Annotated in this window: 23 protein-coding genes and 1 pseudogene; 9 read left to right on the forward strand and 15 right to left on the reverse strand. The window is 72.3% G+C overall.

Going from position 1 to position 25,199, the window contains the following annotated elements; all coding sequences use genetic code 11:
* Positions 1–17 precede the first annotated feature (17 nt).
* On the reverse strand, positions 18–629 hold the full coding sequence (locus ACFRCG_RS04310; protein WP_380028612.1) for a TetR/AcrR family transcriptional regulator: 612 nt from the start codon (positions 627–629) through the stop codon (positions 18–20).
* Positions 630–720: 91 nt separating this feature from the next.
* Here ACFRCG_RS04310 and ACFRCG_RS04315 point away from each other — a divergent pair, with 91 nt between their 5' ends.
* The 3 genes from ACFRCG_RS04315 (at position 721) to ACFRCG_RS04325 (ending at position 3,335) form a co-directional block, all read left to right on the forward strand.
* Positions 721–1,962, forward strand: coding sequence for an MFS transporter (locus ACFRCG_RS04315; protein WP_380028614.1), 1,242 nt, complete (start codon positions 721–723; stop codon positions 1,960–1,962).
* Between the two features lie 80 nt (positions 1,963–2,042).
* Positions 2,043–2,231 carry a DUF1059 domain-containing protein gene (locus tag ACFRCG_RS04320; RefSeq protein ID WP_380028616.1) on the forward strand — a complete coding sequence of 63 codons (189 nt, stop codon included), beginning with the start codon at positions 2,043–2,045 and terminating at the stop codon, positions 2,229–2,231.
* 60 nt (positions 2,232–2,291) lie between these two features.
* Positions 2,292–3,335: a PHP domain-containing protein gene (locus tag ACFRCG_RS04325; protein WP_380028618.1), complete on the forward strand. Its 1,044-nt coding sequence runs from the start codon at positions 2,292–2,294 to the stop codon at positions 3,333–3,335.
* 4 nt (positions 3,336–3,339) lie between these two features.
* Here ACFRCG_RS04325 and ACFRCG_RS04330 read toward each other — a convergent pair whose 3' ends face one another.
* Both ACFRCG_RS04330 and ligD read right to left on the reverse strand, forming a co-directional pair.
* On the reverse strand, positions 3,340–3,921 hold the full coding sequence (locus tag ACFRCG_RS04330; protein WP_380028620.1) for a DoxX family protein: 582 nt from the start codon (positions 3,919–3,921) through the stop codon (positions 3,340–3,342).
* 93 nt (positions 3,922–4,014) lie between these two features.
* Entirely contained in the window at positions 4,015–5,022 is a 1,008-nt protein-coding gene (gene ligD, locus ACFRCG_RS04335; RefSeq protein WP_380028622.1) for a non-homologous end-joining DNA ligase, read from the reverse strand.
* Between the two features lie 122 nt (positions 5,023–5,144).
* Between ligD and ACFRCG_RS04340 the strand changes: the two genes are divergently transcribed.
* Complete coding sequence (locus tag ACFRCG_RS04340; RefSeq protein ID WP_380028624.1) at positions 5,145–6,209, forward strand: ATP-dependent DNA ligase; 1,065 nt, start codon at positions 5,145–5,147, stop codon at positions 6,207–6,209.
* Here ACFRCG_RS04340 and ACFRCG_RS04345 read toward each other — a convergent pair.
* Together ACFRCG_RS04345 and ACFRCG_RS04350 are read right to left on the reverse strand one after the other, a co-directional pair.
* Positions 6,176–7,120 (reverse strand): LuxR C-terminal-related transcriptional regulator, encoded by a 945-nt coding sequence (locus tag ACFRCG_RS04345; protein WP_380028627.1) that lies wholly within the window; start codon positions 7,118–7,120, stop codon positions 6,176–6,178. The two genes, ACFRCG_RS04340 and ACFRCG_RS04345, sit on opposite strands and share 34 nt — an antisense overlap.
* Before the next feature lie 62 nt (positions 7,121–7,182).
* Positions 7,183–7,638, reverse strand: a pseudogene (locus ACFRCG_RS04350) (AAA family ATPase); the annotation flags it as partial.
* Positions 7,639–7,856: 218 nt separating this feature from the next.
* Between ACFRCG_RS04350 and ACFRCG_RS04355 the strand changes: the two are divergent.
* Both ACFRCG_RS04355 and ACFRCG_RS04360 read left to right on the forward strand, forming a co-directional pair.
* A complete protein-coding gene (locus ACFRCG_RS04355) occupies positions 7,857–8,381 on the forward strand; it encodes a hypothetical protein (RefSeq protein ID WP_380028629.1) in 525 nt (174 codons plus the stop codon).
* A gap of 84 nt (positions 8,382–8,465) precedes the next feature.
* Entirely contained in the window at positions 8,466–9,119 is a 654-nt protein-coding gene (locus ACFRCG_RS04360) for a hypothetical protein (RefSeq protein WP_380028631.1), read from the forward strand.
* A 54-nt stretch (positions 9,120–9,173) separates the two neighbouring features.
* Here the strand turns inward: ACFRCG_RS04360 and ACFRCG_RS04365 are convergent, their stop codons facing one another.
* From ACFRCG_RS04365 to ACFRCG_RS04405, 9 genes are all read right to left on the reverse strand, one after another.
* Positions 9,174–10,787: an amylo-alpha-1,6-glucosidase gene (locus ACFRCG_RS04365; protein ID WP_380028633.1), complete on the reverse strand. Its 1,614-nt coding sequence runs from the start codon at positions 10,785–10,787 to the stop codon at positions 9,174–9,176.
* 1 nt (position 10,788) lies between these two features.
* A complete protein-coding gene (locus ACFRCG_RS04370; RefSeq protein WP_380028635.1) occupies positions 10,789–11,628 on the reverse strand; it encodes a carbohydrate ABC transporter permease in 840 nt (279 codons plus the stop codon).
* Between the two features lie 15 nt (positions 11,629–11,643).
* A complete protein-coding gene (locus tag ACFRCG_RS04375; protein ID WP_380028637.1) occupies positions 11,644–12,606 on the reverse strand; it encodes a carbohydrate ABC transporter permease in 963 nt (320 codons plus the stop codon).
* 12 nt (positions 12,607–12,618) lie between these two features.
* Positions 12,619–13,905 (reverse strand): ABC transporter substrate-binding protein, encoded by a 1,287-nt coding sequence (locus ACFRCG_RS04380; RefSeq protein WP_380028640.1) that lies wholly within the window; start codon positions 13,903–13,905, stop codon positions 12,619–12,621.
* Between the two features lie 81 nt (positions 13,906–13,986).
* Complete coding sequence (locus ACFRCG_RS04385) at positions 13,987–14,754, reverse strand: SDR family NAD(P)-dependent oxidoreductase (RefSeq protein WP_380001770.1); 768 nt, start codon at positions 14,752–14,754, stop codon at positions 13,987–13,989.
* Positions 14,751–15,857, reverse strand: coding sequence for an ATP-NAD kinase family protein (locus tag ACFRCG_RS04390; protein ID WP_380028643.1), 1,107 nt, complete (start codon positions 15,855–15,857; stop codon positions 14,751–14,753). The genes ACFRCG_RS04385 and ACFRCG_RS04390 overlap by 4 nt, the downstream gene beginning before the upstream one ends.
* Positions 15,854–17,410, reverse strand: coding sequence for an aminomethyl-transferring glycine dehydrogenase subunit GcvPB (gcvPB, locus tag ACFRCG_RS04395; RefSeq protein ID WP_380028646.1), 1,557 nt, complete (start codon positions 17,408–17,410; stop codon positions 15,854–15,856). The genes ACFRCG_RS04390 and gcvPB overlap by 4 nt, the downstream gene beginning before the upstream one ends.
* Positions 17,410–18,744: an aminomethyl-transferring glycine dehydrogenase subunit GcvPA gene (gcvPA, locus tag ACFRCG_RS04400; RefSeq protein ID WP_380028648.1), complete on the reverse strand. Its 1,335-nt coding sequence runs from the start codon at positions 18,742–18,744 to the stop codon at positions 17,410–17,412. The genes gcvPB and gcvPA overlap by 1 nt, the downstream gene beginning before the upstream one ends.
* Entirely contained in the window at positions 18,741–20,729 is a 1,989-nt protein-coding gene (locus tag ACFRCG_RS04405; protein ID WP_380028650.1) for a beta-galactosidase, read from the reverse strand. The genes gcvPA and ACFRCG_RS04405 overlap by 4 nt, the downstream gene beginning before the upstream one ends.
* 105 nt (positions 20,730–20,834) lie before the next feature.
* On the opposite strand from ACFRCG_RS04405, the gene ACFRCG_RS04410 reads away from it, so the two are divergent.
* A complete protein-coding gene (locus tag ACFRCG_RS04410; RefSeq protein ID WP_126639895.1) occupies positions 20,835–21,491 on the forward strand; it encodes a GntR family transcriptional regulator in 657 nt (218 codons plus the stop codon).
* Positions 21,492–21,776: 285 nt separating this feature from the next.
* On the opposite strand, the gene ACFRCG_RS04415 is transcribed toward ACFRCG_RS04410, so the two are convergent.
* Positions 21,777–22,709, reverse strand: a complete 933-nt coding sequence (locus tag ACFRCG_RS04415) for a hypothetical protein (protein ID WP_380028652.1) — start codon at positions 22,707–22,709, stop codon at positions 21,777–21,779.
* A 301-nt stretch (positions 22,710–23,010) separates the two neighbouring features.
* On the opposite strand from ACFRCG_RS04415, the gene ACFRCG_RS04420 reads away from it, so the two are divergent.
* Together ACFRCG_RS04420 and ACFRCG_RS04425 are read left to right on the forward strand one after the other, a co-directional pair.
* Complete coding sequence (locus ACFRCG_RS04420) at positions 23,011–23,313, forward strand: hypothetical protein (RefSeq protein ID WP_380028654.1); 303 nt, start codon at positions 23,011–23,013, stop codon at positions 23,311–23,313.
* Positions 23,310–25,175: a PQQ-binding-like beta-propeller repeat protein gene (locus tag ACFRCG_RS04425; protein WP_380028656.1), complete on the forward strand. Its 1,866-nt coding sequence runs from the start codon at positions 23,310–23,312 to the stop codon at positions 25,173–25,175. The genes ACFRCG_RS04420 and ACFRCG_RS04425 overlap by 4 nt, the downstream gene beginning before the upstream one ends.
* The last annotated feature ends 24 nt before the right edge of the window (positions 25,176–25,199 follow it).

The raw sequence follows: 25,199 nt of genomic DNA on the forward strand, positions 1-25,199 counted from the left end.
CACCCCCCACTCCCGTCTCACCCGGTCGCGGCGCCCCCCGGCCGGAAGTCCGGGTGGTCGAGGAGGTCGGCCGCCAGTGCCCGCGCGTACGCCTCGTCCGTATCCGGGATCGAGAAGACCACCCGGAAGTACAGCGGGGCGATGATGCGATCGATGACCTGCTGCCGGGTGGGGACCATCCGGCCCCGCTCGGCCGCCTTCGCCAGCAGCGCGTCGATCCGCACGGCGCACCGGTCCAGGCACCTCGCCAGCCCGGCCCGCCGGTCGTCGGGGTCCGGCGCCACCTCGGCCCGGAAGAACGCGATGCCGCCCGGCCGGGAGAAGTCGACCAGCGCCCACGCCGCGTAGCCGGCCAGGTCCTCGTCCAGCGCGCCGGTGGGCTCGGGCGGCCGGTCGGTGTCGTGCCGGACCAGCGCCACGTCCGCCAACAACCCGGCCACCGTGCCCCAACGCCGGTACACGGTGGTCGGGTTGACCCCCGCCCGAGCCGCGACGGCGGGCATGGTCACCCGATCGGCGCCGAGTTCGCAGACCAGTTCGGTGGCCGCCCGATGCACCGCGGCCTGCACCCGGGCGCTGCGTCCGCCCGGTCGGCTGGGACCGGGTACCCGGTCCGGGGCTGCGTTCATACGGGTCATCTTAATGCAAAGAGTTTTGCTATAGGGCTGCCCTGTGGCTAGTCTCACCCTAAAGCCAAGTCTTTTGCTTTAGGGGAAACTCGTGACAACCGCCGCTCCCGCGACCCGGTCGCACCCGCAGAGCGCTCCGACATCCGGGCGAATATCCCACCGCGCCGCGTTCTGGACGCTCGCCGGAATCCTGTTCGCCTTCATGTGCGCGGCGGCGGCCCCGTCCCCGCTCTACGTCGTCTACCAATCCCGATGGCACTTCTCCGCGACCACCCTGACCGTGGTCTTCGCGCTCTACGCACTGGCGCTGCTGATCGCGCTGATGGTGGTCGGGGCGCTCTCCGACCACGTCGGCCGCCGCCCGGTGCTGATCGCCGCGCTCGCCGCCGAGGCCGTCGCGATGGCGCTGTTCGTGGTCGCCGACGCGGTCCCGTGGCTGCTGGCCGCCCGCGCGGTACAGGGCCTCGCCACCGGCGCGGCCACCGGCGCGATCAGCGCCGGCGTGATGGACCTCCAGTCCGGCCGCCGTCCGGGCCTGGCCACCCTGGTCAACAGCGCGGGCCCCGGCATCGGGCTCGGCGCCGGCGCCCTCGGCTCGGGCCTGCTGGTGGAATACGCCCCCGCGCCCCGCGCGCTGGTCTTCGTCGTCCTCGGCGTGCTGTTCCTGATCGGCATCGCCGCCGTCGCGGTCATGCCGGAGACCGCCCGACCACACCCCGGCGCGCTCGCCTCGCTGCGCCCCCGGGTCGGCGTCCCGTCCGGCACCCGGGGCCGATTCCTGGCCGTCGTCCCGACCCTGGTCGCCACCTGGGCCGTCGCCGGCCTGTACCTGTCCCTCGGCCCGTCGCTGGCGGCCGGCGTCCTCGGCGTGCGCAGCCACCTGATCGGCGGCCTCGTCGTCTTCGCCCTGATGATCGCGACCGCGACCGCCTCGATCGTGCTCGGCGGTCGCAGGTCGCCCGTCCTGATGGCCGGCGGCTCGCCGACCCTGGCGCTGGGCCTCGGGGTCACCCTGATCGCCCTGCACACCGGCTCCGTCCCGCTGTTCTTCGTCGGCACCGTGATCGCGGGCATCGGCTTCGGCAGCGCCTTCCTCGGCGCGTTCGGCGTCCTCGCCACACTGGCCGAACCGAGCCGCCGGGCCGAGTTGTTCGCCACCGTGTACACGGTCAACTACCTGGCCTTCAGCCTCCCCGCCGTGGCCGCCGGCATGGCGGTGTCCCCGATCGGCCTGAGCCGCACCGCCGACATCTACGCGACCGTGGTGATCGTGATCGCCCTGGCCTCCGCACTTGGCGCGATCATGACCCGAAAAGCTGACAAAACGTCCTAAAATTGGACCATGGCCTCGCGCCGCCGTGGCCGGGGCCATGGCCCTCGAAAACTCGGGGACGAGCCGTCCGGGAGGACGCCATGCGCAAGGTCGCCGACTGCCGGGACTTCCCCAGCGAATCGAATTGCAGCCTCACCATCGCCGGCACCGAGGACGAGGTCGTCGTGGCCGCCGCCCAGCACGCCCAAGCGGTGCACGGCCACACCGACAACCCCGAACTCCGCGAAGAAATCCGCAAGTTCCTCAAGGACGAGGAACCCGGCCGCTGACCGTACGCCGGGGAGGGAACCCACCGGTTTACCGCCGTCCCACGCGGCCACAGTCCACCCATGCCCCCACACGACACCGCCCCGCCCGCGCCGGACCCCATCGCCGCGCTGGATCGCATCGCCTTCCTGCTCGAACGCGACCAGGCGCCCACGTACCGGGTCAAGGCCTTCCGCACCGCGTCCGCCGTGATCGCCGGACTCGATCCGGCGGAGCTGCGCACCCGGCTCGCCCGGCACACGCTGGGCGAGCTGAAGGGCATCGGCCCCAAGACGGCGGACGTGATCGAGCAGGCGCAGGCCGGCCGGGTCCCGGGCTACCTCGCCGACCTGGAGGCCCGCCCGTCGCCGCTGCCCACCGCCGGCGCCGCGCTGCTCGCCGCCCAGCGCGGCGACTGCCACACGCACTCGGACTGGTCCGACGGCGGCAGCCCGATCGACGTGATGGCCCGTACCGCCCGGGACCTGGGCCACAAGTGGACCGTGCTCACCGACCACTCCCCCCGGCTGACCGTGGCCCGGGGGCTGACCGCCGACCGGCTGCGCGCCCAGCTCGACGTGGTCGCCGAACTCGCCGCCGAACTGGCCCCGTTCCGCCTGCTCACCGGCATCGAGTGCGACATCCTCGACGACGGCTCGCTGGATCAGGAGCCCGAACTCCTGGCCCGCCTCGACGTGGTCGTCGCCTCGGTGCACTCCAAACTGCGCATGGACGCCCCGGCGATGACCCACCGCCTGCTGACCGCCGTCCGCGATCCCCGGGTGAACGTGCTCGGGCACTGTACGGGCCGGCTCATCCAGGGCAAGGGCCGCCCGGAGTCCACCTTCGACGCCGAGGCGGTGTTCGCGGCCTGCGCCGAGTCGGACACCGCCGTGGAGATCAACTGCCGCCCCGAACGCCGGGACCCCCCGACCCGGCTGATCCACCGCGCGCTGGCCGCGGGCGTGTACTTCTCCATCGACACCGACGCACACGCCCCCGGCCAACTCGACTGGCAGGCGCACGGTTGCGCCCGGGCCGAGGAGTGCGAGGTACCGGCGGAACGGGTGATCACCACCTGGCCGGTGGACCGACTGCTCGCCTGGACGAGGCCGGCGGGGGATTGACCCGCTACTCCCCCGCGTCGGAACCCGAATCCGCGTCGCCCCGCTCCCGCGCGGCCACCTGGCGCCGCCCGACCACCGCGGCCGCCGCCGCGGCGCTGCCGGTGAACGCGAGGCCCACCACCCACGGCCGGTCCAACACGTGGCAGGTCGCGTGGTCGATCGAGAACCGCCCGGGCCCGGCGAGCCCGATCCCGGCCGCGACGAAGCCCAGGAAGGCCGGATACTCGAAGCCGCCCGACTGGGCGAAGAACCCGGCGGGCGCGTGCACCGAGACCGCGCCGGCCATCGCGCCGGCCGCCGCCGCCCCGGCCGCCGGGGTGGCCAGGCCGAGCGCGAGCAGTGCACCGCCGCCGGCCTCGCCCAGCCCGGCCGCCAACGCACTCTGCCGACCCGGACGAAAGCCCATGCTTTCCATCGCCGAGCCGGTGCCGCTCAGACCGTGACCGCCGAACCAGCCGAACAACTTCTGCGCGCCGTGCGCGAACAGGACGCCGCCGGTGCCGACGCGCAGCGCCAGCAGACCTACGTCCTTGCGAACCGACAGCCGGGTACGCCTCACCAGCCGGATGGGGAGCGACAGCAACATGGGAGGGGCCTTCCTGGGGGTGGGTCCCCTCAGTGTCGGCTCGCCGCCGACACCCCCGCCGGCGGTGCTGCGCCGTCGGGGGGACGGGCGGCGTCAGTGTTCGCGCGCCCGGCTGGGCTGTACTCGGGGCGGCTCGCCCGGCATCTTGGGGTGGTCCGGCGGGTACGGCAGGTCGCCGACGCCGTGGTCCCGGGCCTGGCGGTCGGCCAGTTCGAGGGCCGGGCGCAGGTCGAAGGCGTGCTCCGCCATGTCCGCGTGCACGTCGCCGAGGCGGGCGTAGCGCGGCGGCATGCTGCCCAGGTCGAAGTCGTCGGGGTGCGCGTCGTTCACCTCGTCCCAGGTCAGCGGCGCGGAGACGGTCGCGCGGACGGTGGGGCGGGGCGAGTAGGCGGCGGCGATCGTGCGGTCGCGGGCCATCTGGTTGTAGTCGACGAAGATGCGCTCGCCGCGCTCCTCCTTCCACCAGGCGGTGGTCACCCGATCGGGCATCCGCGCCTCCAGCTCTCGGGCCAGCGCGATCACCGCGCGCCGTACCTCGGGGAATTCCCAGTCGGGGCGGATCGGCACGTACAGGTGCAGGCCGCGACCGCCGGAGGTCTTCGGCCACGCGGTGAACCCGTACTCGTCCAGCACCTCGCGCATCGCGTGTGCGGCGTGGATCGCGTCGGCGAAGTCGGTGCCGGGTTGCGGGTCCAGGTCGATGCGCAGTTCGTCGGGGTGTTCGGTGTCGGTGCGGCGGACCGGCCAGGGGTGGAAGGTCAGGGTGCCGAGATTGGCCGCCCAGACCAGCGCGGCCACGGTGTCCGGGGCCATCTCGTCGGCGAAGCGGCCGCTGGGGAAGGTGATCCGTGCGGTGGGGATCCATTCCGGCAGGTTCTTGGGCACCCGCTTCTGGAAGAACGACTCGCCGGTGACGCCGTGCACGAAGCGCTGCAGCGTGGTGGGCCGGTCGCGCAGGCCCCGGAGCATGCCGCCACCGACCGCGATCAGGTAGCGGACCAGGTCTCCCTTGGTGAATCCGCGCTCGGGGTAGTAGACCTTGTCGACGCTGCTCACCCGGACGGATCTGCCGTCGATCTCGAATTCCTCGGCCTCGCTCATGCCTCAGGGTAGGCGGATTCATACAGTTTCGTCCCATTCGACGCCGCCCCGTTCGGCTCCCTGTTGTCTCTGCACGGCAGCTGCGGAGGCGACCGCTCCGGGCCCCGCGCACACTGGGCCGCATGCGCCTTCCCGTGATGCCCCCGGTCAAGCCGATGCTCGCCAAGGCCGCCGCGCGGATTCCCCCCGGCCTGCACTACGAGGCCAAGTGGGACGGGTTCCGGGCGATCGTCTTCCGGGACGGCGACGAGGTGCTGATCGGCAGCCGCAACACCAAGCCGCTGGATCGTTACTTCCCCGACGTGGTCGAGGCGGCGCTGCGGCTGCTCCCGCCGCGCTGCGTACTGGACGGGGAGCTGGTCATCGCGCTGGACGGACGGCTCGACTTCGATCGGCTCCAGGATCGGATCCACCCGGCCTCCTCGCGCGTTCGGCATCTGGCCGCGACCACGCCGGCCTCCTTCGTGGCGTTCGACCTGCTGGCGCTCGGCGACGAGTCGTATCTGGGCCGCCCGCTGACCGAACGGCGGGCCGCGCTGGAGGCGGCGCTGGCCGACGCGCTGCCGCCGATCCACGTCGCGCCGGCCACCACCGACCCGGCCGTGGCGCGGGACTGGTTCGACCGCTTCGAGGGTGCCGGGCTGGACGGGATCGTGGCCAAGGACCCGGCCGGCCCGTACCTGCCCGACGAGCGGGCGATGGTCAAGATCAAGCACGAGCGCACCGCGGACTGCGTGGTGGCCGGATACCGCGAGCACAAGTCGGGTCCGGTGGTCGGTTCGCTGCTGCTCGGGCTGTACGACGACCGGGGTCGGCTCCAGCACGTGGGGGTGAGCGCGGCGTTCACCGCGGCCCGACGGGCCGAGCTGGTCGAGGAGTTGGCGCCGTACCGGATGAGCGACCCGACCGGGCACCCGTGGGCGCACTGGGCCGAGGCCGAGGCACACGAGGGTGACCGGTTGCCGGGCGCGATCACCCGCTGGTCGGGCGGCCGACTCTCGGACTGGGTGCCGCTGCGGCCCGAGTCGGTCTGCGAGGTGGCCTACGACCACGTCCAGGGCGACCGCTTCCGGCACACCACCCGCTTTCGCCGGTGGCGTACCGACAAGGACCCGACCGAGTGCACGTACGAACAACTCGCCGAGCCGACCCGCTACGACCTGGCCGACGTGCTCGGCACCCGATAGCGCGCGCGTCCGAATCCCGAAGCGGCCCAGCCTGCCGCCCGTTCGTCGAGCGTGGTCGCCAGGATCGAGCGCAGGCCGTGGCGGTCCCGGACGCCCGTCTTGCGATAGGCCCGGCCCGGCGTGTCGTCGACGGTTCGGATGGACAGGCCGCAGTGCCGGGCGATCTCCCGGCTCGTATGCCCGTCGGCGGCCATCAGCGCGATCTGGTGTTCCCGCGCGCTGAGCGCTCCGGCGGCGGACAGGGACACCAGGCCCGGCGTCGCGGCGCCCTCGCACCGGGTCGTCAGGAGCAGGGCTCGCGCATGGGCGCGCCGCGCCGCCGCCTCCCGGTTCGGCCCGCGCGCGGAGCGCCGCAGTCGGGCGGCCTCGGCCAGGCATTCGGCGGCGAGCAGTGTCGCGCCGAGCGCGGCCCACGCGTCGGAGGCGGCGTCCAGCGCGGCGGGGTCGGCGTCGGCGACCGCGTGGGCGTGCGCGGTGCGGGCGGCCGCGTGGGCGCCCTGGGCCTCGTCGGTCATCGCGGCCAGGCGACGCGCGGCGGCCCGGTCGCCCCAGCGGACCAGGTCGTGTTCGAGCACGCGGGCGCCGGTCGAGTCACCGCGAAGGCGGGCGGTCCCGGCGGCGTCGCGCAGGAGCGCGTGGGCCTCGTCCGCGTGTCCCCGGCAGCGCTGTGCCCAGGCGTGCGCGCGCAGGGTGTCCCATCCGCACAGCGCGGGGTCGGCGGCGACGGTGTCCGCGAGCTGCGCCGCCTCGGGCCCGACGTGGCCGGCGTACGCGTGGGCCGGCACCAGACCCGCCAAGGCGCGGTGTTCGGCGAAGCCGTGACGCTGTACGTGGGCCTGGGCCCGGGCCTCGGCGAACAGCGAGGCGGCCTGCCGTACCCGGCCGCGTTCCAGCGCGATCCGGCCGTGCACCCATCCGAACCAGACGACCAGCGCGGGGACCGGCGCGCGCGGCAACTCGCGTCGGCCGGCAACAGCGCGAGCAGGGCCGAGGAGGTCGCGTCGAGCAGGTGCACGTCGTCCACGGCGACCACGGTGCGGCGTTCGCCGGCCGCCCGGCGTGCGGCCAGGTGCTCGCGTACCAGCGCGAAGAAGGCACCGGGCGTCTCCGGGCGGGCCCCGCCGGGCAGCAGCGGGGTCAGCGCCGACAGGGCCACGGAGGTCGACGCACGAGTGGCCCGCACCCGTACGACGTGTCGGGCCCGGTCGGCGCGGGCCGCTCTCGCGGGCGCACCGAGCACCCTCTCCCCCGTCAGGCCGGCCAGGAATTCCTCCACGAGCCGACTCCTGCCGATTCCGCCCGCGCCGGTGACCACGACGCCGACACAGGTCGACGCGCGTAGTGCCCGGTCGAGTTCGGCCAGTTCCGCGTCCCGACCCACGAACGGCGGACGTGCGTGCGCCCGCGCGATCCCCGATGCGTTCCCCATCGTGCCCCCTGCGACGTTCCCGGCAGCATGCCAGTCCCACGCCGCTGCCACGCGGGTTCGCCCGGGCCGATTCCGAAGCGGAGGCCCGCGCGCACACGCCCGATGGAGTACCCGAGGCCGCGGAATGGAGTAGTGGGCCACTCTGTGCCGCGCCGGGGAAGAGTGGGCCGCGCAACGGGCGGGCCGAGGGGACGGTCCGCCCTCGGAGGGGGGACACGATGGTGGACACGAGGCGGTTGCGCCGTCGACTGGCGCCGCTGGCACTGATCACCGTGCTCGCGGCCGGCACGGTCACGGTCGGCACGGCGTCGGCGGAACGTTGCCAGGACTGCGAGCCGGGCGGTGGCGGTGATGGGGGCGGCACCGGCGGCGGCAGCGGCGGCGGAGGTACCGGAGGCGGCACCGGCTCGAACGTGCCCACGCGGCACGTCAAGCTGACCGGCTCCGTCGCGATGAAGGACGCCGAGGGCATGTTCAACGACGACAAGTTCTGCTCCGACGCCTTCACCTACGAACCGGCCGCACCGATCGGACAGTGGACGGTGAGCCGGCGGGACAGCTTCTGCGGCGGCGAGGTGCGGGTGGAGACCTACATGGACGTCTTCCCGGCGACCGACGGCACGATGCAGGCCGTGCTGCGGGTCAAGTTGTTCGAGGGGACCGACTATCAGACCCGGGATCTCGACGGCGAGGGCAGCGCGATCCTGCCGACCCTCGCGGCGGGCGCTTCCGCCGCCACGTAGGTCTCGGTACTCAGCGACGAGGCCGGGGCGAGCGACTACGGCAGTTCCTCCGTCACCTTCACCAACGCATAGGGGGTCGAACAGATGCGAAACACGCTGTGGCGCCGGACGCGCAGGGCGGCGACACTCGCCGCGAGCACCACGCTGGTCCTCGGCGCACTCACCGTCGGCTCCGTGTCGGCGCAGCGGTGCGAGGACTGTGAGCCGGGCGGCGGAGGCGGTGGCACGGGCGGCGGTCCGACCACTCCGGTGGTCTACCGACACGTCGCCCTGGAGGGCCGGCTGAACCTGTACGACCACGAGGGAGGCAACGGTTACACCCGGTGCGAGGGCAGCGGCGGCGACTACTTCCGGTACGACCTCCAGGCTCCCGTCGGGCAGTGGACCACCAGTCGGCGGGACAGCTTCTGCGGCGGCGAGGTGCGGCTGGAGACCAGGATCGCGGTCCGGCCGAACGCGGACGGCACCCTGGACTATCGCGGCGAGCAGTTGTTGTACGAGGGCACCACCACGCACAGCAACGACCTCGGCGGCAAGGCGACGATCACGGAGAGCACGGTGGCGCCGGGAGCCACCACGGGGTTGGACGTCTCGGCGTTCAACGGCAACGAACAGGGCCACCTGGTCTTCAACTTCGGCCAGGTCGACGACACGTTCCAGGTTTCGCTCGCCTGGGTGCACGACACGAGCGACCCCACCGACTACACGATCTCCCGCTTCCGCATCCACAACGTCTGAGCGACCGGTCCCGGCCCGCCGACGGCTTCCCGCGCGCGCGGGAAGCCGTCGGGTTCAGGCGCGGGCCAGGTCCACGAACAGGGCGCTGGACCAGCCGAAGCCGGTGGTGGCGCGGCCGGCTCGGGCGCCGGTGAGTGGGTTCCAGTACTCGTACAGGCCGCCGCCCTCGGCCACCATCCGCACCGTGCGCTCGGTCAACTCGTCTGCCACGTCCGGGTATCCGGATCGGCGCAGGCCCTCGATCAGCAGGTAGTTGACGTTGAGCCAGACCGGCCCGCGCCACATCGCGTCGGGGTCGAAGTCCGGGTCGTCGAACGCGACGGTGGGCACCGGGCGTTCGCCCCAAAAGCTCGCCGAGCGCAGGTCGGCGACCAGTCGGTCGGCGATGGCGCGCGGCAGTCGGCCGGTGAGCAGCGGCAGCAGTTCCAGCGGGGTGCGGGTGGCCACCGCGCGGCCCGCCGAGACGGTGCCGAAGCGCTCGCCGTCCCAGCGGCGGGCGATCAGCAACTCGGTGTGCGCGGCCGCGCGTTCGCGCCAGCCGGCGGCCTCGTCCACCCTGTCGAGCGCCTCGGCGATGTCGCCGAGGACGTCGAACTGGAGCGCCAGGTAGGAGTTCAGGTCCGGCGGTTCGGCGCGCGGGCCGTAGTCCCAGACGGGGCTGTCGTCCAGGCCGCTGGAGTACGGGTGCAAATATTCGGCCAGGCCGTCCCCGTCGGGGTCGGAGTGGGTGAGCCACCACTGCTGGGAGCGCACGAGCGGCTCGTAGACCTCGGCCAGGAAGTCGAGGTCGGGGGCGGCCCGGTGGATCTTCCAGACCGCCCACGCGGTCAGCGGCGGCTTGGTCACCGGCACCACCTCGCCAAACGACGCGGCGGCGGCCTCCTCCGCCCCCAGGGCGCTGCCGACGTGCTCGGCCAGCCGGGCCCGGTCGGAGCGGGGCAGGTCGGTGGTCTCGGCCAGCACGCCCTCGTCGTGCACGACGTCGGGGATCAGCCCGTCGGGGCGCTGGTGGGCGAGCAGGATCCGGATCTGGTCCCGGGCCAGTTCCGCATCGCCGTGGCGGAGCGCGATGGCGTGGAAGTACGCGTCCCAGTTCCACACTCCGACGTAGCCGAAGCGGGAGGGGACCAGGCCCTCGCGACCGCCCGCGTGCCCGATCGGCAGCAGGTTGATCCCGAGCGTCCACCAGGCGAGCGCCGCCCGCTCGCGCAGGTCGGCGCGCACGGCCGGCATGCGCTCGAACCAGGTCGCCCAGCGTGCCCGGGCCGCGCCCAGGACGGTCGGGGCGTCGGGCGCGTCCTTGCCGACCAGTACCAGCCGGCCGTCGATCGCGGCGCCGTGCGCGGTGCCGTCCGCGTCGAGCCATTCGGCCCGCGCGCCGGCGCCGGTGAGCACGAGGGTGTCCGCGTCGGCGAAGGCCAGGTGTACCCCGCCCGCGAAGGCGATCCGGTCCGGGCGCGCGGCCCGGATCGGCAGCGCCGCGCCGTCGGCCGCGCGGATCCGCAGCGCGGTGAGCACGATCGTGTCGCTCAGCCGCGTCTCGTACTCGGACCGGGCCACCCACAGGTCGCCGTCGTCCGCGGCGAGCACGAGCAGTCGCGATCCCCGGTCGGTGAAGGGGCGTTCGCGCAGGTCCAGCGCCACCAGGTCGAGTAGGGGCGTGGGCATGTCAGCGTCCTCCCATGCCGGATGCCGCCATGCTGTTGATGATCTTCCGCTGGCCGATCACGAAGGCGATCAGCATCGGCACCACGGAGATCGTCGACGCGGCGAGCAGCAGGCCGTAGTCCAGTCCGCCGTGCTGGCCCTTGAACGAGGCGAGCAACATCGGAACGGTGAATTTGTCCTCCGAGTTCAGGAAGATCAGCGGGTAGATGAAGCTGTTCCAGCTGCCCAGGAAGACGATGATGCCCAGGGCCGCCATGCCCGGCTTGATGTTGGGCAGCACGATCCGGGTGAAGATCGTCCACCGGTTCGCGCCGTCGAGGCGGGCGGCCTCCTCCAGTTCGATCGGCACCGCGCGGATGAACTGGCGCATCATGAACACCGCGAACGGGTTGGCGATGGCGGGCAGGATCAGCGCCAGGTGGGTGTCGATCCAGCCGAAGTGCGACAACATCACGTACAGCGGCACGAGGGTGACCTGGGTGGGCACCATCTGGGTGAGCAGGAAGACCACGAACAGCGAACGCGAGAACGGGAAGTCGATCCGGCTGAACGCGTAGGCCGCCATCGAGGCGGTGAGCAGGGTGGCCACGACGGTGATCGCGGCGATGTAGAAGCTGTTCCAGTAGGCGCGCCCGAACGGCATCGCGTCCAGGGCGTCGGGGAAGTTGCTCGCCCGCCAGGGATCCGGGATCCAGGACAGCGGATCCTGGATCATCTGCCCCTCGCCCTTGAACGCGGTGAGCAACATCCAGATGAACGGGAACACCATCAGCAGCCCGCCCACGACGAGCAGGGTGTGCAATGCGACGGTGCCGATACGACGGCGGATGGCCGTGACCATCACGACCCTCCTCTCCTACGACTCGTAGTGGACGAAGCGCTTTTGCGCGCGGAACTGGACGAGGGTCACCACGATCGTCATCAGCGTCAGGAGCAGGGCGGCGGCGCTGCTGGCGCCGAACTCGAACTTCTTGAAGCCCAGGTCGTAGACCTGGTACACGATCGTGCGCGCGCCCTCGTTGTGGTCGGGGTCGACGAGCACGTAGATCTGGTCGAACGCCTGGAAGGAGCTGATCACCGCGACCACGAAGGAGAAGAAGATGGTCGGCGACAGCAGCGGCAGCGTCACGTGTCGGAAGATGCGCAGCGGGCCCGCGCCGTCGATCCGGGCCACCTCGGTCAGGTGTGCCGGGATGGACTGGAGGCCGGCCAGGAAGATCACCACGTTCAGCCCGAGCGAGGACCAGATGGTCACCGCCGCGATCGCGACCATCACCCAGTCGGGGTCGTTGAGCCAGTCGGGCAGGGTGATCCCGAACCAGTCGTGCACGGTGTTGTTGAGCATGCCCAGGTCGCCGCTGGCGAGGAGCATCTGCCAGATCACCGCGACCGCCACCGAGCTGGTGACCACGGGCAGGAAGTAGACCACCCGGTAGAAGGTCTTGCCGCGCACGTTGTTCAGCGCCATGGCGATCAACAACGCCAGGGCCAGGCCCACGGGCACCGTGATCAGGCCCAGGGTCAGCGTGTTCAGGACCGCGTCGCGGAAGGTGGGGTCGGACAGCTGGGTCTGGAAGTTGTCGAAGCCGACCCAGGACTTCTCACCCAGGCCGTCCCACTTCATGAACGCCAGTACGACCGCGAAGCCGAGCGGGATCAGGGTGAACAGCAGCAGGAAGGCCAGTTGCGGCCCGAGGAAGAGGGCGGCCCACCACCGTTCCCGGCGCCGCCGGCCCCGAAGGGACCGGCGGCGCTCGGAGGTTGCCTCGGTGGTCGGGCGCCGTGTGTCGGTCGTGCGGCTGAGCGTGGACGTGGTCACGGCGGCCCCCGGTCAGTGCAGTTTGGCGGAGACGAGCGAGCCGAGTTCGTTCATCGCCTGGTCGAAGCCGATCTTGCCGGTCCACAACTTCAACAGGTGCTCGTTGATGTCGGCGGTCAGCGCGGGCACGCCGGCCTCCTCCGGGTAGTTGGCGAAGCCGCCGTCGCGGGCGTCGATGAAGGTCTGCGCGTGCGCCGGGTAGCCCTCCATCACCACGCTGTCCGCGCCCTTGACCGAGGGCACCGCGTTGCCGCCGCCCTTCAGGCGCAGCAGTTGGCCGTCCTTGGAGACGAACTCGGACATGAACGTCCAGGCGGCCTGTGCCTTCTTGGTGTCCTTGTTCATCGCGAGGAAGGACGTGCCCACCGTCTGCGGCATCAGCACGCCGGTCTGCGACGGGAAGGGCACGATGTCGTAGTTGTCCTGCTGGCCCTTCTTGACCGTGTCGATCATCCACCGGCCGCCCGCGGCGAAGCCGACCTTGTGCTTGATGAACTGCACGTCGGAGCCGTTGCCCTCGGGCAGGAGGTCGGCGACCAGGAACGTCTTGTCCTGGTAGCCGTCGGCCAGCGTCTTCAATGCCTCACGCGACTTGGGGTCGGTGTTGCCGACGAACTTGCCGCCGTCGTACACCTTGCCGCCGAAGCCGTTGATCATGCTGTAGGTCGAGCCGTACCAGTTGTAGAAGACCGAGCCGGCCTTGTCGGCGGCCTTCAACTTGCGGTTCATGTCCAGGAACGTGGCCATCGTCCACTTGCCCTGGGCGTTCAGCGCGGCCGGGTCGTCGGTGATCCCGGCGTCCTTGAGCGTCTGCTTGTCGTACCAGAGCACCTCGGGGTTGGCATCGTTGGGGATGCCGTAGATCTGGCCGTCCTTCTTGGCGCCGCCGTACAGGCCGTCGAAGAAGTCCTCGGGCTTGGCCTTGCTGTCGGGGGCGGCCATCTTGTCGTTGAGCGGGGCGAGCACCCCGGCGGAGACGAATTTCCCGGCGAAGTCGTCGCCTATGTAGAAGACGTCGGGCGCGGTCTTGGAGGAGAGCTGGGTGAGCAGCTTGGCGTGGTAGTCGCTGTAGGACGGCACCGCCTGGAGCTTCAGATTGATGTCGGGGTGCCGCTTGGCGAAGTCCTTCTCGAATGCCTTGAACCGGGCGAGCTCTTCCGGGTTGCCCCAGGTCGACCAGGTGATGGTGGTCTTGGAGCCGGAACCGGAACCGCTGCTGCCGCCACAACCGCTGGTGGCGACGAGCGCGGCGCCGGCGGCCAGCACGGCCACGGTCTTCGCGGCGCGGGAGATTGACACGATGTGCCTCCGGGGGGATGAGTGCGGGACGTGCACGTGCGGGGAAGGGGCCCGCCGTCCTCGGGAGCGGCGGGGCCCGGACTAGGCGAGGCCGCCGCCGTCCACGACCAGGGCGGTACCGGTGATGTAGCTCGCCGCGTCGGAGGCGAGGAACAGGACCGCGCGGGCGATCTCGTCGGGCCGGCCGGCGCGGCCCATCGGGCGGTCGGCCGCGTCGGCCTCGAACGCCGCCCAGTCCTCGGACAGCTGCCGGGCCTCCTCGCGGAGCATCGGGGTGTCGGTGTCCCCGGGGTTGACCGAGTTGACCCGGATGCCCGCTGCGGCGTGGTCGATCGCCAGGGCGCGGGTCATGTTGACCACCGCGGCCTTGGACGCGCAGTAGGAGATCGCGTTGCCGCCGCCCTTGAGGCCCCAGCCGGAGCCGGTGTTGACGATCGAGCCGCCGTCGGTCATCGCGGGCACGGCGTGCTTGCACATCAGGAACACCGAGCGCACGTTGACCGCCATCACGCGGTCCCATTCGTCGACGGAGGTGCCGATCGCGTCGGCGCGCCGGATGATGCCCGCGTTGTTGAACAGCACGTGCAGCCCGCCGAAGGTCTCCACCGCCGCGGCGACCACGCCCACGCAGTCCGCCTCGGCCGACACGTCGGCCTTGACCGCCACCGCCCGGCCGCCCTGCGCCGAGATCTCCTCGGCGACGCGGGTCGCGGCCGCGGCGTCGATGTCGGCGATCACCACGTCGGCGCCCTCCGCGCCGAACATCAGCGCGGTGGCGCGGCCGATGCCCGAGCCGCCGCCGGTGACGATGGCGACCTTGCCGTGCAGGGATCCAGTCATCCCGTTCATCCGACGCTCTCCTCACTAGCAGGAACAATTCGATAGGGCACACTCTCGCGGTAGCCCGTGACCACCCGGACATAGCCCCCGAGTCGGGCGTCGGTGGCCGGGTCCCCGGTGTCGGCCAAAAGCGGCCGGCCGCCGAGCGCGGCGAGCTTCTCCCGCGTTGCCAGCACGGTCAGTTCGTCCACCCGGGCCAGGACCCGGGGGCTGATCTGCTGGTTGCCCCGGCCGAGCACGAAGCCCTGGCCGCCGATCACCGACACCACCGCGGCCACCTCGTGCCCGTCCACCAGGTCGAGCAGGGCCCGCTCGCTCACGTCGATCCCGATCGGCACGCCGTCGGCGATCACGTCCACCCCGAGCAGGGTGCCCTCGCTGCCCAGGGCCCGGCCCACCGCGCGTGTGGTGCTGCCGGGGCCCAGGATGTAGCGCACGCCGGGCCGCATCCGGGCGACCACCTCGCGGGCGATGCCCTCGACCGTGGCCGGGGCCGCGGTGGTGGAGCCGGTCTTGCGGCCGGAGAGCCGGACCCGGGCGGTCGGCACGGTGAGTGTGCCGTAGAGCCGGGGGCTGACCCGGCCCTCGCGGTAGGCCTGTTCGTCCAGGTCGACCACCTCGGCCTCGGTGGTGTTCCCGGCGAACTCGGCGGCGGCCAGGCCCGCCGCCGCCGGACCGACCGCGAAGCAGCCGGAGTAGACCTTGACCCCGGCCGGGATGCCGAGCACGGGCACGTCCGGCTCGGCGTCGAGCACGTCCCGGGCGGTGCCGTCGCCGCCCGCGAACAGCAGTACGTCCACCGCCGCGAGCGCGCGGACCGCCGCCCGGGTGTCGCCGGCCGAGGACGGCTCGCCCGGGGCGAAGGCGGCGAGTTCGGGCTCGGCGCCGCCCGCCCGCGCGGCCGCCTCCCCCATCGCGCCCGGCACGGTGACCACCGTGGCGTCCGGGCGGGCGGCGAGCAGCGCGCGCACCGCCGCCGCCGCACGCTCGCCCGCCCGGGCGGTGGCGCCGCGGGCCAGCGCCTCGCGCTGTACCTCGGTGCCGTCGCTGCCCTTGAGCCCGGCCGCGCCGCCGAGGCCGGCGACCGGGTTCACGATCAGGCCGATTCTCACGACACGTGCTTACGGACGTACGCCCGCCAGGTCGGCGCCCACTGCTCCGGGTCGTCCAGGCACGTCGGGTCGATCTTGTGCACGGTCTGGTTGTAGGGCGCGCCCTTGACGAACTCCGGGTCGGTACGCGCCTCCTCGGCGACGTGCGCGAGGATCGCGGCGTACTCGTCCAGGTCCTCCTTGGAGTACGACTCGGTGGGCTCCAGGGTGAACGGCTCGGGTACCAGGTACGGGTGGTGGCTGGTCCAGTAGTGCACGCCGAAGTCGGCCGCACGCACCCCGATGTCCTCCGAGTGCACGCCGGTCTCCTCGTACAACTCCTCCCACGAGTAGCGCACCTGCTCGAGCCGGCGCCTGCCCCACGGCGCGGAGGCGCCGGGGATCTGCAGGATCTTGTGCTGGAGGTAGTTGTTGTTCAGCACCGCCGTCTCGGCGACCTGTCGCAGGCCCTCGGCGCCCAGCGCCATGATCCACGCGTAGGCGCGCACCACGTTCTGGGTGACCCCCAGGTAGGGCCGGACCTTGCCGATCGACTGCGGCCGGTCGGCGTCGAGGAAGTAGCGCTCGCCGTCGAACTCGACGGTGGGGCCGGGCAGGAACGGCACCAGCTTCTCCGCCACACCGCTGGCGCCCGCGGCCGGCCCGCCGCACATGTGCGGGGTGGAGAAGGTCTTGTGCAGGTTGAAGTGGCACAGGTCGAATCCGGCCTCGGCGGCCCGGGTGATGCCCAGGATGCCGTTCGCGTTGGCCTGGTCGTAGCAGGCCAACCCGCCCACGCCGTGCACGAGTTCGACGAACTCGGCGATCCGCGGGTTGTAGATCCCGGTGTCCTCCGGGTTGGTGATCATCAGCGCCGCGGTGCGCGGGCCGACCGCCGCGCGCAGTGCCTCGATGTCCGGGTGGCCCTCGGCGTCCGGCATCAGGGTGATCACCTCGTACCCGGCGAGCTTGGCGCAGGCCGCGTTCGAGGGGTGCGAGAACATCGTGGTGATCACCTGGTCGCGCTGCTCGCCCTCGCCCCGGGAGGCGTGGTACGCGCGGATCATCGCGATGTTGGTGTAGATGGCCGCCGAGCCGGAGTTGGGCTGGAGGCTGACCCGGTGCAGACCGGAGATCTCCGCGAGCATGCGCTCCATGCGCCAGTAGATCTCCAGCACGCCCTGCACGCTGTCCTCGGGCTGGGCCGGGTGCAGTTCGGCGATCCGCGTGTCGGCGACGAAGCGGTCGTTGACCTTGGGGCTGTACTTCATCGTGCAGGTGCCCTGGCCGACGGCGATGTTGACATCGACGCCCAGCGTCTGCTGGGACAGCCGTACGTAGTGGCGCAGCACGTGCAGCTGGGACATCTCCGGCAGCGCGGGCGGTGCCTGGCGGCGCACCGCGGCCGGCAGCTCGACGGCGGGCACGCCCGCCTCGGGCACCCCGATGCCGCGCCGGCCGGGGCTGGACAGCTCGAAGATGATCGGCTCGTCCCAGCGCGCCTGGTGGAACCGGCGCAGCGGCGGCTTGGCCTCGATCGGCAACTTCGCGAAGGATTCTCCGACGGCACCCATCAGCCCTGCACCTCTCGTACCGCTCGCACCAGCGTGTCGATGTCGTCCTTGGAGTGCCGCTCGGTCACGCAGACCAGCAGCGTGCCGGCGTCCAGGCGCACACCGGCGAAGATGTCGTGCGCGCGCAGCGCGGTGAGCAGCGCGTCGGCGTCGGCCACCTCGACGGCGAACTCGCGGAAGTGCACACCCTCGGGGTGCAGTACCCGTATGCCGGGTACGGCGCCGAGTTCGTCCATCGCGTAGCGGGTCCGGGCCAGGACGGTCTCGCCCAGCTCGCGCATGCCCTCCGGGCCCATCAGGGCCAGGTAGACGCCGGCGGTGATGCCCCACAGGGAGGCGGCGGTGCCGACCCATTCCTTGCCCTCCTCGCGCAGCGCGAAGGAGGTGCGGTCGTAGAAGACGTCGCCGAAGCCGTATTCGCCGGGCACCGCGGTGGGCGCGATGCCGAACAGGCGGGAGGGGAACTCGGCGACCAGGCGCGGTTCGTCCCGGGTGGCGATGTAGCCGGCGTGGCCGCCGCCGTAGCTCTGGTGCATGCCGAGCGACTGGATGTCGCCGCAGACGATGTCCGCGCCGAGCGTGGCGGGCGGGGCGAGCACGCCGAGCGCGATCGGGTCGGCGCTCACCACGAGCAACGCGCCCTGGGCGTGCGCGAGTTCGGCGATCTCGGCCATCCGGGTCTCGACCACGCCGTACGCGTTGGGGTATTCCAGGTAGACCGCGGCGACGGTGTCGTCGACGGTGAACGCGGCGGCCTCGCCGGTCTCGGTGACCGGGATCGTGGCGATCTCGATGTCGGGCGCGAGGAAGTCGTGCAACTTGCTCAGCTTGTCCGCGCCGATCGCGGCGGTGACCAGGACGGTGGAGCGGCCGGTGTAGCGGGCGGCCATCCGCAGTGCGGTGCCGGATGCCTGGAAGCCGTCGTAGGTGGGGACGTTGACGACGTCCATTTCCAGGAGTTCGGCCATCATGCTGACGTACTCGAAGATCGCCTGGAAGCGGCCGTGGTCCTCGTAGGGTTCGCCCGCGTAGGCGGTGAGGAATTCGCCGCGCGTGTTGACCTCGTCGCACACGGCGGGCACGTGGTGTGGGTAGCAGCCGCCGCCCAGGAAGCTCAGCACCTCGGTGGTGTCGGTGTTGCGTGCGAGCAACGCGCCCATGTGCCGGACGAGTTCGTGTTCCGAGGCGATCGGCGCGGGCAGGTCGAGCGGGCGGTTCAGGCGCAGCGCGGCGGGGATGTCGGCGTAGAAGTCCTCGACGGACTCGACCCCGATGGCGGCCAGCATCTCGGCCCGTACGGCCGGCTCGGCATTGGGTATATAGGGGTGGGTCACTTCTCTCCCTCGTGAGCGGTGCGCAGCACCACGGCGTCCCTGGGTCCGATCTCGATCGAGCCGTGCAGGTCGCGCCCGGTCAGCAGGTCCGTGCCGGGGGCGCGCAGGGTCAGTGCCGCGGTGGTCGTGCCGTGGTTGAGCAGGAACAGGTAGTCGGCGTCGGGGCCGGTACGCAGCCCGGCCTCGACGCCGGGGGGCAGGTCGGCGACCGGGCGTACGCCGGCGCGGGCCAGCGCGTCGGTGAGTACGGGGGTGACGTCCTCCAGGGCGCAGCCGACGTAGGTGACGCGGCCCAGGCGGGTGATCGCGGGTTGTCCGGCGAGGTCGCCGTCGGCGTATTCGGCGATGGCGGCGGCGCCTTCGGTACGGATCCACTCGGCCCAGCGGGTCGCGGTGCCCGAGGTGCCGTCGGCGTATCGCACGCTCTGCTCGACACCGTCCGCCAGCGGCCAGAATTCGTCGACGCTCAGTCCGAGCAGCTCGCGCAGCGGGCCGGGGGCGCCGCCGGGGTGGATCCGGTCGGCCGCGTCGACCACGCCGCTGAACGGGCCGACGACCAGTTCGCCGGGGTAGGCGCGCAGGTTGGCCGCGCTCTCCTCGGTGCACATGTACAGGTTGGGCGCGATCACCAGGCGGTAGTCGGACAGGTCGCGGTCGGGCGGGGTCAGGTCGACGGTGATGCCGAGCGCGTGCAGCGGTGCGTACCAGCCGCGCATCAGCCGCAGCAGGGCAAGCCGCTTGGTGGGCATCGACTCGGGGGCCTCCAGGCCCCACCACGAGTCCCAGTCCAGGACCAGCGCGACGTCGGCGCGGCCGTGGGTGCCGGCGATCTCGGCGAGCTTGCCCAGATCGCCGCCCAGGCGCAGCGTGTCCTGCCATCCTCGGGTCCGGACACCGCCGTGCGGCAGGAGTGCGGAGTGGAACTTCTCGGGGCCGTAGTGCGCCTGGCGCCATTGGAAGAACATCACGCCGTCGGCGCCGTGGGCGAGCGCCTGGAGGCTGTCCAGGCGCATCTTGCCGGGCGGCTTGGGCACGTTGACCTCGCGCCAGCTGACCGCGCTCGGCGCCTGTTCGAGCAGCAGCCACGGGCGCCGCTTGAGCGAGCGCATCAGGTCGTAGCTGAGCGCGATGCCGGTGTGCGAGGTCGGGTCGGCGGGGTCGGGGTAGGCGTCGTCGCTGACGAAGTCCTCGGCGGCGGCCCACTTCCAGTAGTCCAGGCCGTGCAGGATGCTCATGAAGTTGGTGGTCACCGGGATGTCGGGGGTGACCTCGCGCAGCACGGCCTTCTCCGCCTCGAAGCACTCCAGGAGCGCGTCGGAGCAGAACCGCCGCCAGTCGAGCACCTGGGCGGGGTTGATCGGCCCCGGTGCCACGCGCGGGGGGTTGATCTGGCCGAAGTCGGTGTAGTGCTGGCCCCAGCACGAGGTGCCCCAGGCGGCGTTGAGGCCGTCGATGTCGGCGTAGCGATCGGTCAGCCAGCGGCGGAAGTGCCGGGCCGACTCGTCGCAGAAGCACTCCAGTGTGTGGTCGGCGTACTCGTTGCCGATGTGCCACATCGCCAGCGCGGGGTGGTTCCCGTAACGCTCCGCCATCGCCCGGGCGAGCCGGACGGTGGCCGCGCGGAAGATCGGCGAGCTGGGACAGTAGCCCTGCCGCGAGCCGAATTCGAGCCGGGTGCCGTGCGCGTCCACCGGCATCGTCTCGGGGTGCTCGCGCACCAGCCAGGGCGGCGGGGTGGCGGTCGCGGTGGCCAGGTCGGCGGCGATGCCGTGCTCGTGCAACAGGTCGAGCACCCGGTCCAACCAGCCGAAGTCGTACTCCCCCGGCCTGGGTTCCAGACGTGACCAGGAGAAGACCGCGACGGTCGCCATGTTCACGCCGGCCTCGACCATCAGCTTGGCGTCCTCGGCCCAGACCTCCTCCGGCCACTGCTCGGGGTTGTAGTCACCTCCGAACAGCAATCCCGGCACTCGCGTCAACCGCACGTTGATCTCCGTTCATGTATTCTGTATTCATAATTCAAGGTGGCTACGGTGTGACATGTCAAGCACCAGATATCGGCGACGATCGACACGAGGAGTAACCGACACATGGGTATCCAGCGGCGACCTCTGCGGGAGCAGATCCGCGAGGAGTTGCTTCTGCGCCTCGACAGGGGCGACTTCGCGGCGGGCAAGGACATCAACGAGGTGGTGCTCGCCGCCGAGTTGGGCGTGAGCCGCACCCCCCTGCGCGAAGCCCTGATCACCCTCGCCGGCGAAGGTGTCCTGGAGAGCAATCAGGGGCGCGGCTTCCGGTTCGCGCCGGTCAGCAGCAAGGAGTTCCGCGAGCTGTGCGAGATCGTCGCGGGCCTGGAGTCACTCGCCCTGGAGCTCTCCGACCCGGATGAACTCCGGGAGATGGCACCGGAGTTGCTGCGGCTGGCCCGGGGCTTCCCGGATCCGGTGGCGGAGCAGTCGGAGATCGAGTGGCACGACGACGAGTGGCACGACCTGCTGCTCGGCCGGTGCCCGAACGAACGGCTGCTCGATCTGGTGACCAGCGTGAAGGCGGGCATGCGCCGCTACACGCACCTGATCGCGGGCGAGGACACCCTCCTGGAGCGCGAGGCCGAGGAGCACTGCCGGATCGCCGAGCACCTGCGTGCCGGCGACGTCCCGGCGGCCACGGCGGCGCTGCGCGACAACTGGATCAGCGGGATGGAGCGCATGACGAGCCGGATCCCGGCGGCTCCGGGGACGGCCTGACCGACCCGGGTCCGACCCCGCGGGCCGCCTGCGGCCCGGTCGGGGCCGGGCTCGTCGGGGGCCGGGCTGCCGGGGGCGAGTCCGCGAGGGCCGGCCCCTCCGCACCGACGACGCCCGCCGCCGTCGGTCGCTTCGGCGTGTCCGGATGCGGCGGGAGTGTGCGCGGGCGTACGACGACGCCCCGGCGACGGCGGGCGTCGCCGGGGCGTACGGAGTGTTCGGAGTACCCGGCGGGTCGGACCCGTGGGCCCGATCGGGAGGTCGAGGTCGCGTGCTACCCCTCGATCACTTCTCCAGGTCCGGGCGCAGCCGCAGGGTCTGCGCCGCGGTCTCGTCCAATGTCTTGGCGGTCATCCCGTACACGACGCCCACGGTGTCCGCGTCGGCCCATACGCAGGTCGGCAGCGCCTTGCCGCCGGACTTGATGGTGGTGCAGCGCAACACGCCGCCCATCGAGCCGGCGCCCATCTCGCGCACGGTCCCCAGGTCCGCCGACTTCTCGTCGGCGCCCTCCCGCATGCCGGCGATGATCTGATCCATCGTCGTCATCGGTGACTGACCCGGCGCCGGGTTCGCCATCACCATGACCACCGCGCTCGGCGAACTCGCGCCCGCCGCACCGTAAGCGGCGACCTTGGAACCGGGCCTGGCCCCGTCGCGGAGCGACTTCTGCGCCGGATACGCGTCGTCGTCCATCTTGTTCAGCCCACCCGCCCTGTCGGGGGTGTCCACGGTGCGCCGGGGCGCCGAGGTCGTGCTCGGCGGGCGGGTGGTGGGCAGGTCCGGCGGCGCGGGCGCGGGCGAGGTGGGCCGCGTGGTCGGCGGGCCCGAGGTCTGGGCCGACGAGGTGGGCTTCGCCACCGGGTCCTTGTCGTCGTCGGACGAGAACGCGCCGGTGGCGCCCAGCACCGCGACGGTGCCCACGGCGAGCACGCCCACCACGGCTCCGACGACGATCGCGACCTTGCGCTTGGGCTGCCCGGGCGGCGGGGGTCCGCCGTATCCGGGCCCCTGGCCCCACTGGCCCGGGGGCGGCGGGGCGCCGTAGGGATGGGCGCCGGGCTGCCCGCCCGCGTACGGCGGGCCGGGCGGACCGTAGGGGCCGCCATACGGTTGGCCGGGAGGCGGCGGTGCCCCGTACGGACCGGGCGGCGGACCATATGGCCCGCCGGGGGGCTGCTGCGGCTGATCGCCGCCCGGCGATTGCTGAAACGACACGGATCCACTTCCCCGTTACGACTTACGATGCGGCGCCTACGGACGACGCCGGAATCACATCCTCTCCCACCGAGGCGTCGCCGCGACGGTGGGTCCGACGCCGGTCCGACGCCCGACCGACCCGGGCGGTTCCCTCGGCCGGGGCGGGTCCACCCTCGAACCGGCCCGGATTGTCGGCGGCGGACGGCCGGGATCGGTACGGTAATCGACGCGATGTCGTGTCGGGGACGGATCGGGAACGGATCGGCGACGGCGGCGGCACGAGGTGAACAGGGAACGGGACACGGGGGGCACGATCGTCATGACGCAGTCATCGCCACCGCGGCGACAGGCCGCCGGACCGACGCCGACGCCGTGGGGCGCGCCGCCGGAACCCGCTCCGGCCCGCGGGCCGGCCGCGCCGCGCAAGGTCCTGGTGATCGTGGTGGGCGTACTCGTCACCGCCGCCTCCGCCGCGGTGATCACCTTCCTCGTGTTGTGGCTGCACAACGTCGGCCAGTCGGTCGGACACGTGGACCGCCGCGACCTCAAGGACCTGCCGGGCCCGCACGAGGTCGGCCTCGGCGCCCCGGTGATACCAGGCACCTCGGGAGCCGCCGCGTGAGCACCCCGCAGAACCCGAACGATCCGCAGGACCCGTGGGACGAGCACCGCCGTGCCCGAGCGGCCTCCTCCGAGCAACCACCGTTCGCCCCGCCGCAGCCGACCCCGGCCGACCCACCGCCGTTCGGGCCGCCCGGATCGAACACGTCGGGCCGCCCCGGCTTCGCCCCGCCCCCGGGGCAGGGCCCGCCGCAGCCCTACATCCCACACCAGGGACAGGCGCAGCCGCACAACCCGGCCCAGGGGCAGGCCCAACCGCACGTCCCGCACCAGGCGCGGCCACAACCGCACACCCGCCCGGCGCCGTATCCCCATTCCTCCGGCGGCGGCGGTTTCGTCGCGAACCCCAATCTGCCGCTGTACGACACCCATCCCCCGGCCGGCCCGCACGCCGGTCCCGGCGGCCCGGCCGGCCCGGGTTCGCCACCGCCCTACGGCCCCGGCGGCCCGACACCGACGCCCCCGTCGTCCCCGATGCCGCTGCAACCGGCGCCCTCGGACCACCACTTCGTCTTCGGCCCGCCGCTCGACCCCAACCGGGTCCGGGCGCGGCGTGATCGCCCGGTCCTGCTCCGCAGCGCGCTCCTGGCCCTCGCCGTGTTGGCGGTGGCCGGCGTCGGCGCGGTCCGGCAGGCGGTCAAGGACGGCAACGACTACGCCAACTCCGGCGAACACGTCGCGGTCTCCTGGGCGTTGAAGGAGGGCCGGGACGGTCCCAAGCCCCCGGCGAGCGCGGCCAAGGACGCCCGTACCCTCGAAGGCACCTGGTTCCAGGGCGACACCGTGGTCCGCTCGGAGCGCGCCCGTGTGGTGGCGTACCGCGTCGACAGCGGGGCCACCGCCTGGGAGAAGCCGCTCCCGGGCGGCGCCTCGATGTGCGCCGCCGGCGCCGACACCGACGGGACGATCGCGGTGATCGTCTACGGCGTCGGCACCGCCTGCGACCGCGTCGCGGGCATCGACGTCACCTCCGGCACCGAGGTCTGGAGCAAGCCGCGCACCGCCAGGGACGCCCCGGCCCAGGAGCGGGTGGCCGTCTCACACGGCGTGGCGGTCAGCGGCGACACCGCGTTCCGGATCAGGGACGGCGCCCAGCTCTGGACCGCGAACACCGTGGCGGCCGGCTGCCGGGTCACCGGATTCCGCGGCGGCGCGGCCCTGGTCGCCAACGGACAGTGCGCCGGCGCCGACACGGTCTGGGCCCTAAATCCCACGACCGGCAAGCCGGCCTGGACACACACCCTGCCCAAGGGCGGCCCGCCCGGCGCCTCCCCGGTCGTGGCCACCTCGCCGGTGATCGTCAACGAACCGACCGGCACCGGCGGTGCGACCCGACCCACGGTGCTGACCGATCGCGGCGAACCCGCGTACCCGATCGAAACCGGCAATCCCCTGGTCGGCGACGCCCGAGGCACCGCCCCGCGCCTGCTCGCCGACGAGCGCACCATCTACGTCCCCGGCAACAACGGCCGGTCCGTGCACGCCTCGTCCTCCCCCGGCGCCAACCAGATCATCGCGATCGACCGGGCGAGCGGGCGGGTGCGCTGGATCTCCGAACTGCCCGCCGCGGTCAAGGTGGTCGGCCTGAGCGTGGACAGCAAGGCCGCCCCGATCGCGGTCGAGCCGGACGGCGCCCTGCGCGTATGGGTCAACGCCCGGGGCAGCAAACCACCGCGCCTGGTCCGCTTCGACCCGAACGACGGCCACATCACCGTCCTCGACGAATACCCGCTGCGCCTGGGCGTCTCGCTCGCGGAGGCGATGCCCAAGCCGTTCGAGCACGACGGCCGCCTGTTCCTGGTCGACGAAACCACCACCGGCCTGGGCTACCGCCTGATCACCAGCACCCGCAGATCGTCCTGACCCGCCCGCGGTGGCGCCGGGCGA

The sequence above is a fragment of the Embleya sp. NPDC056575 genome (assembly GCF_042793325.1).
GTDB lineage: Bacteria > Actinomycetota > Actinomycetes > Streptomycetales > Streptomycetaceae > Embleya.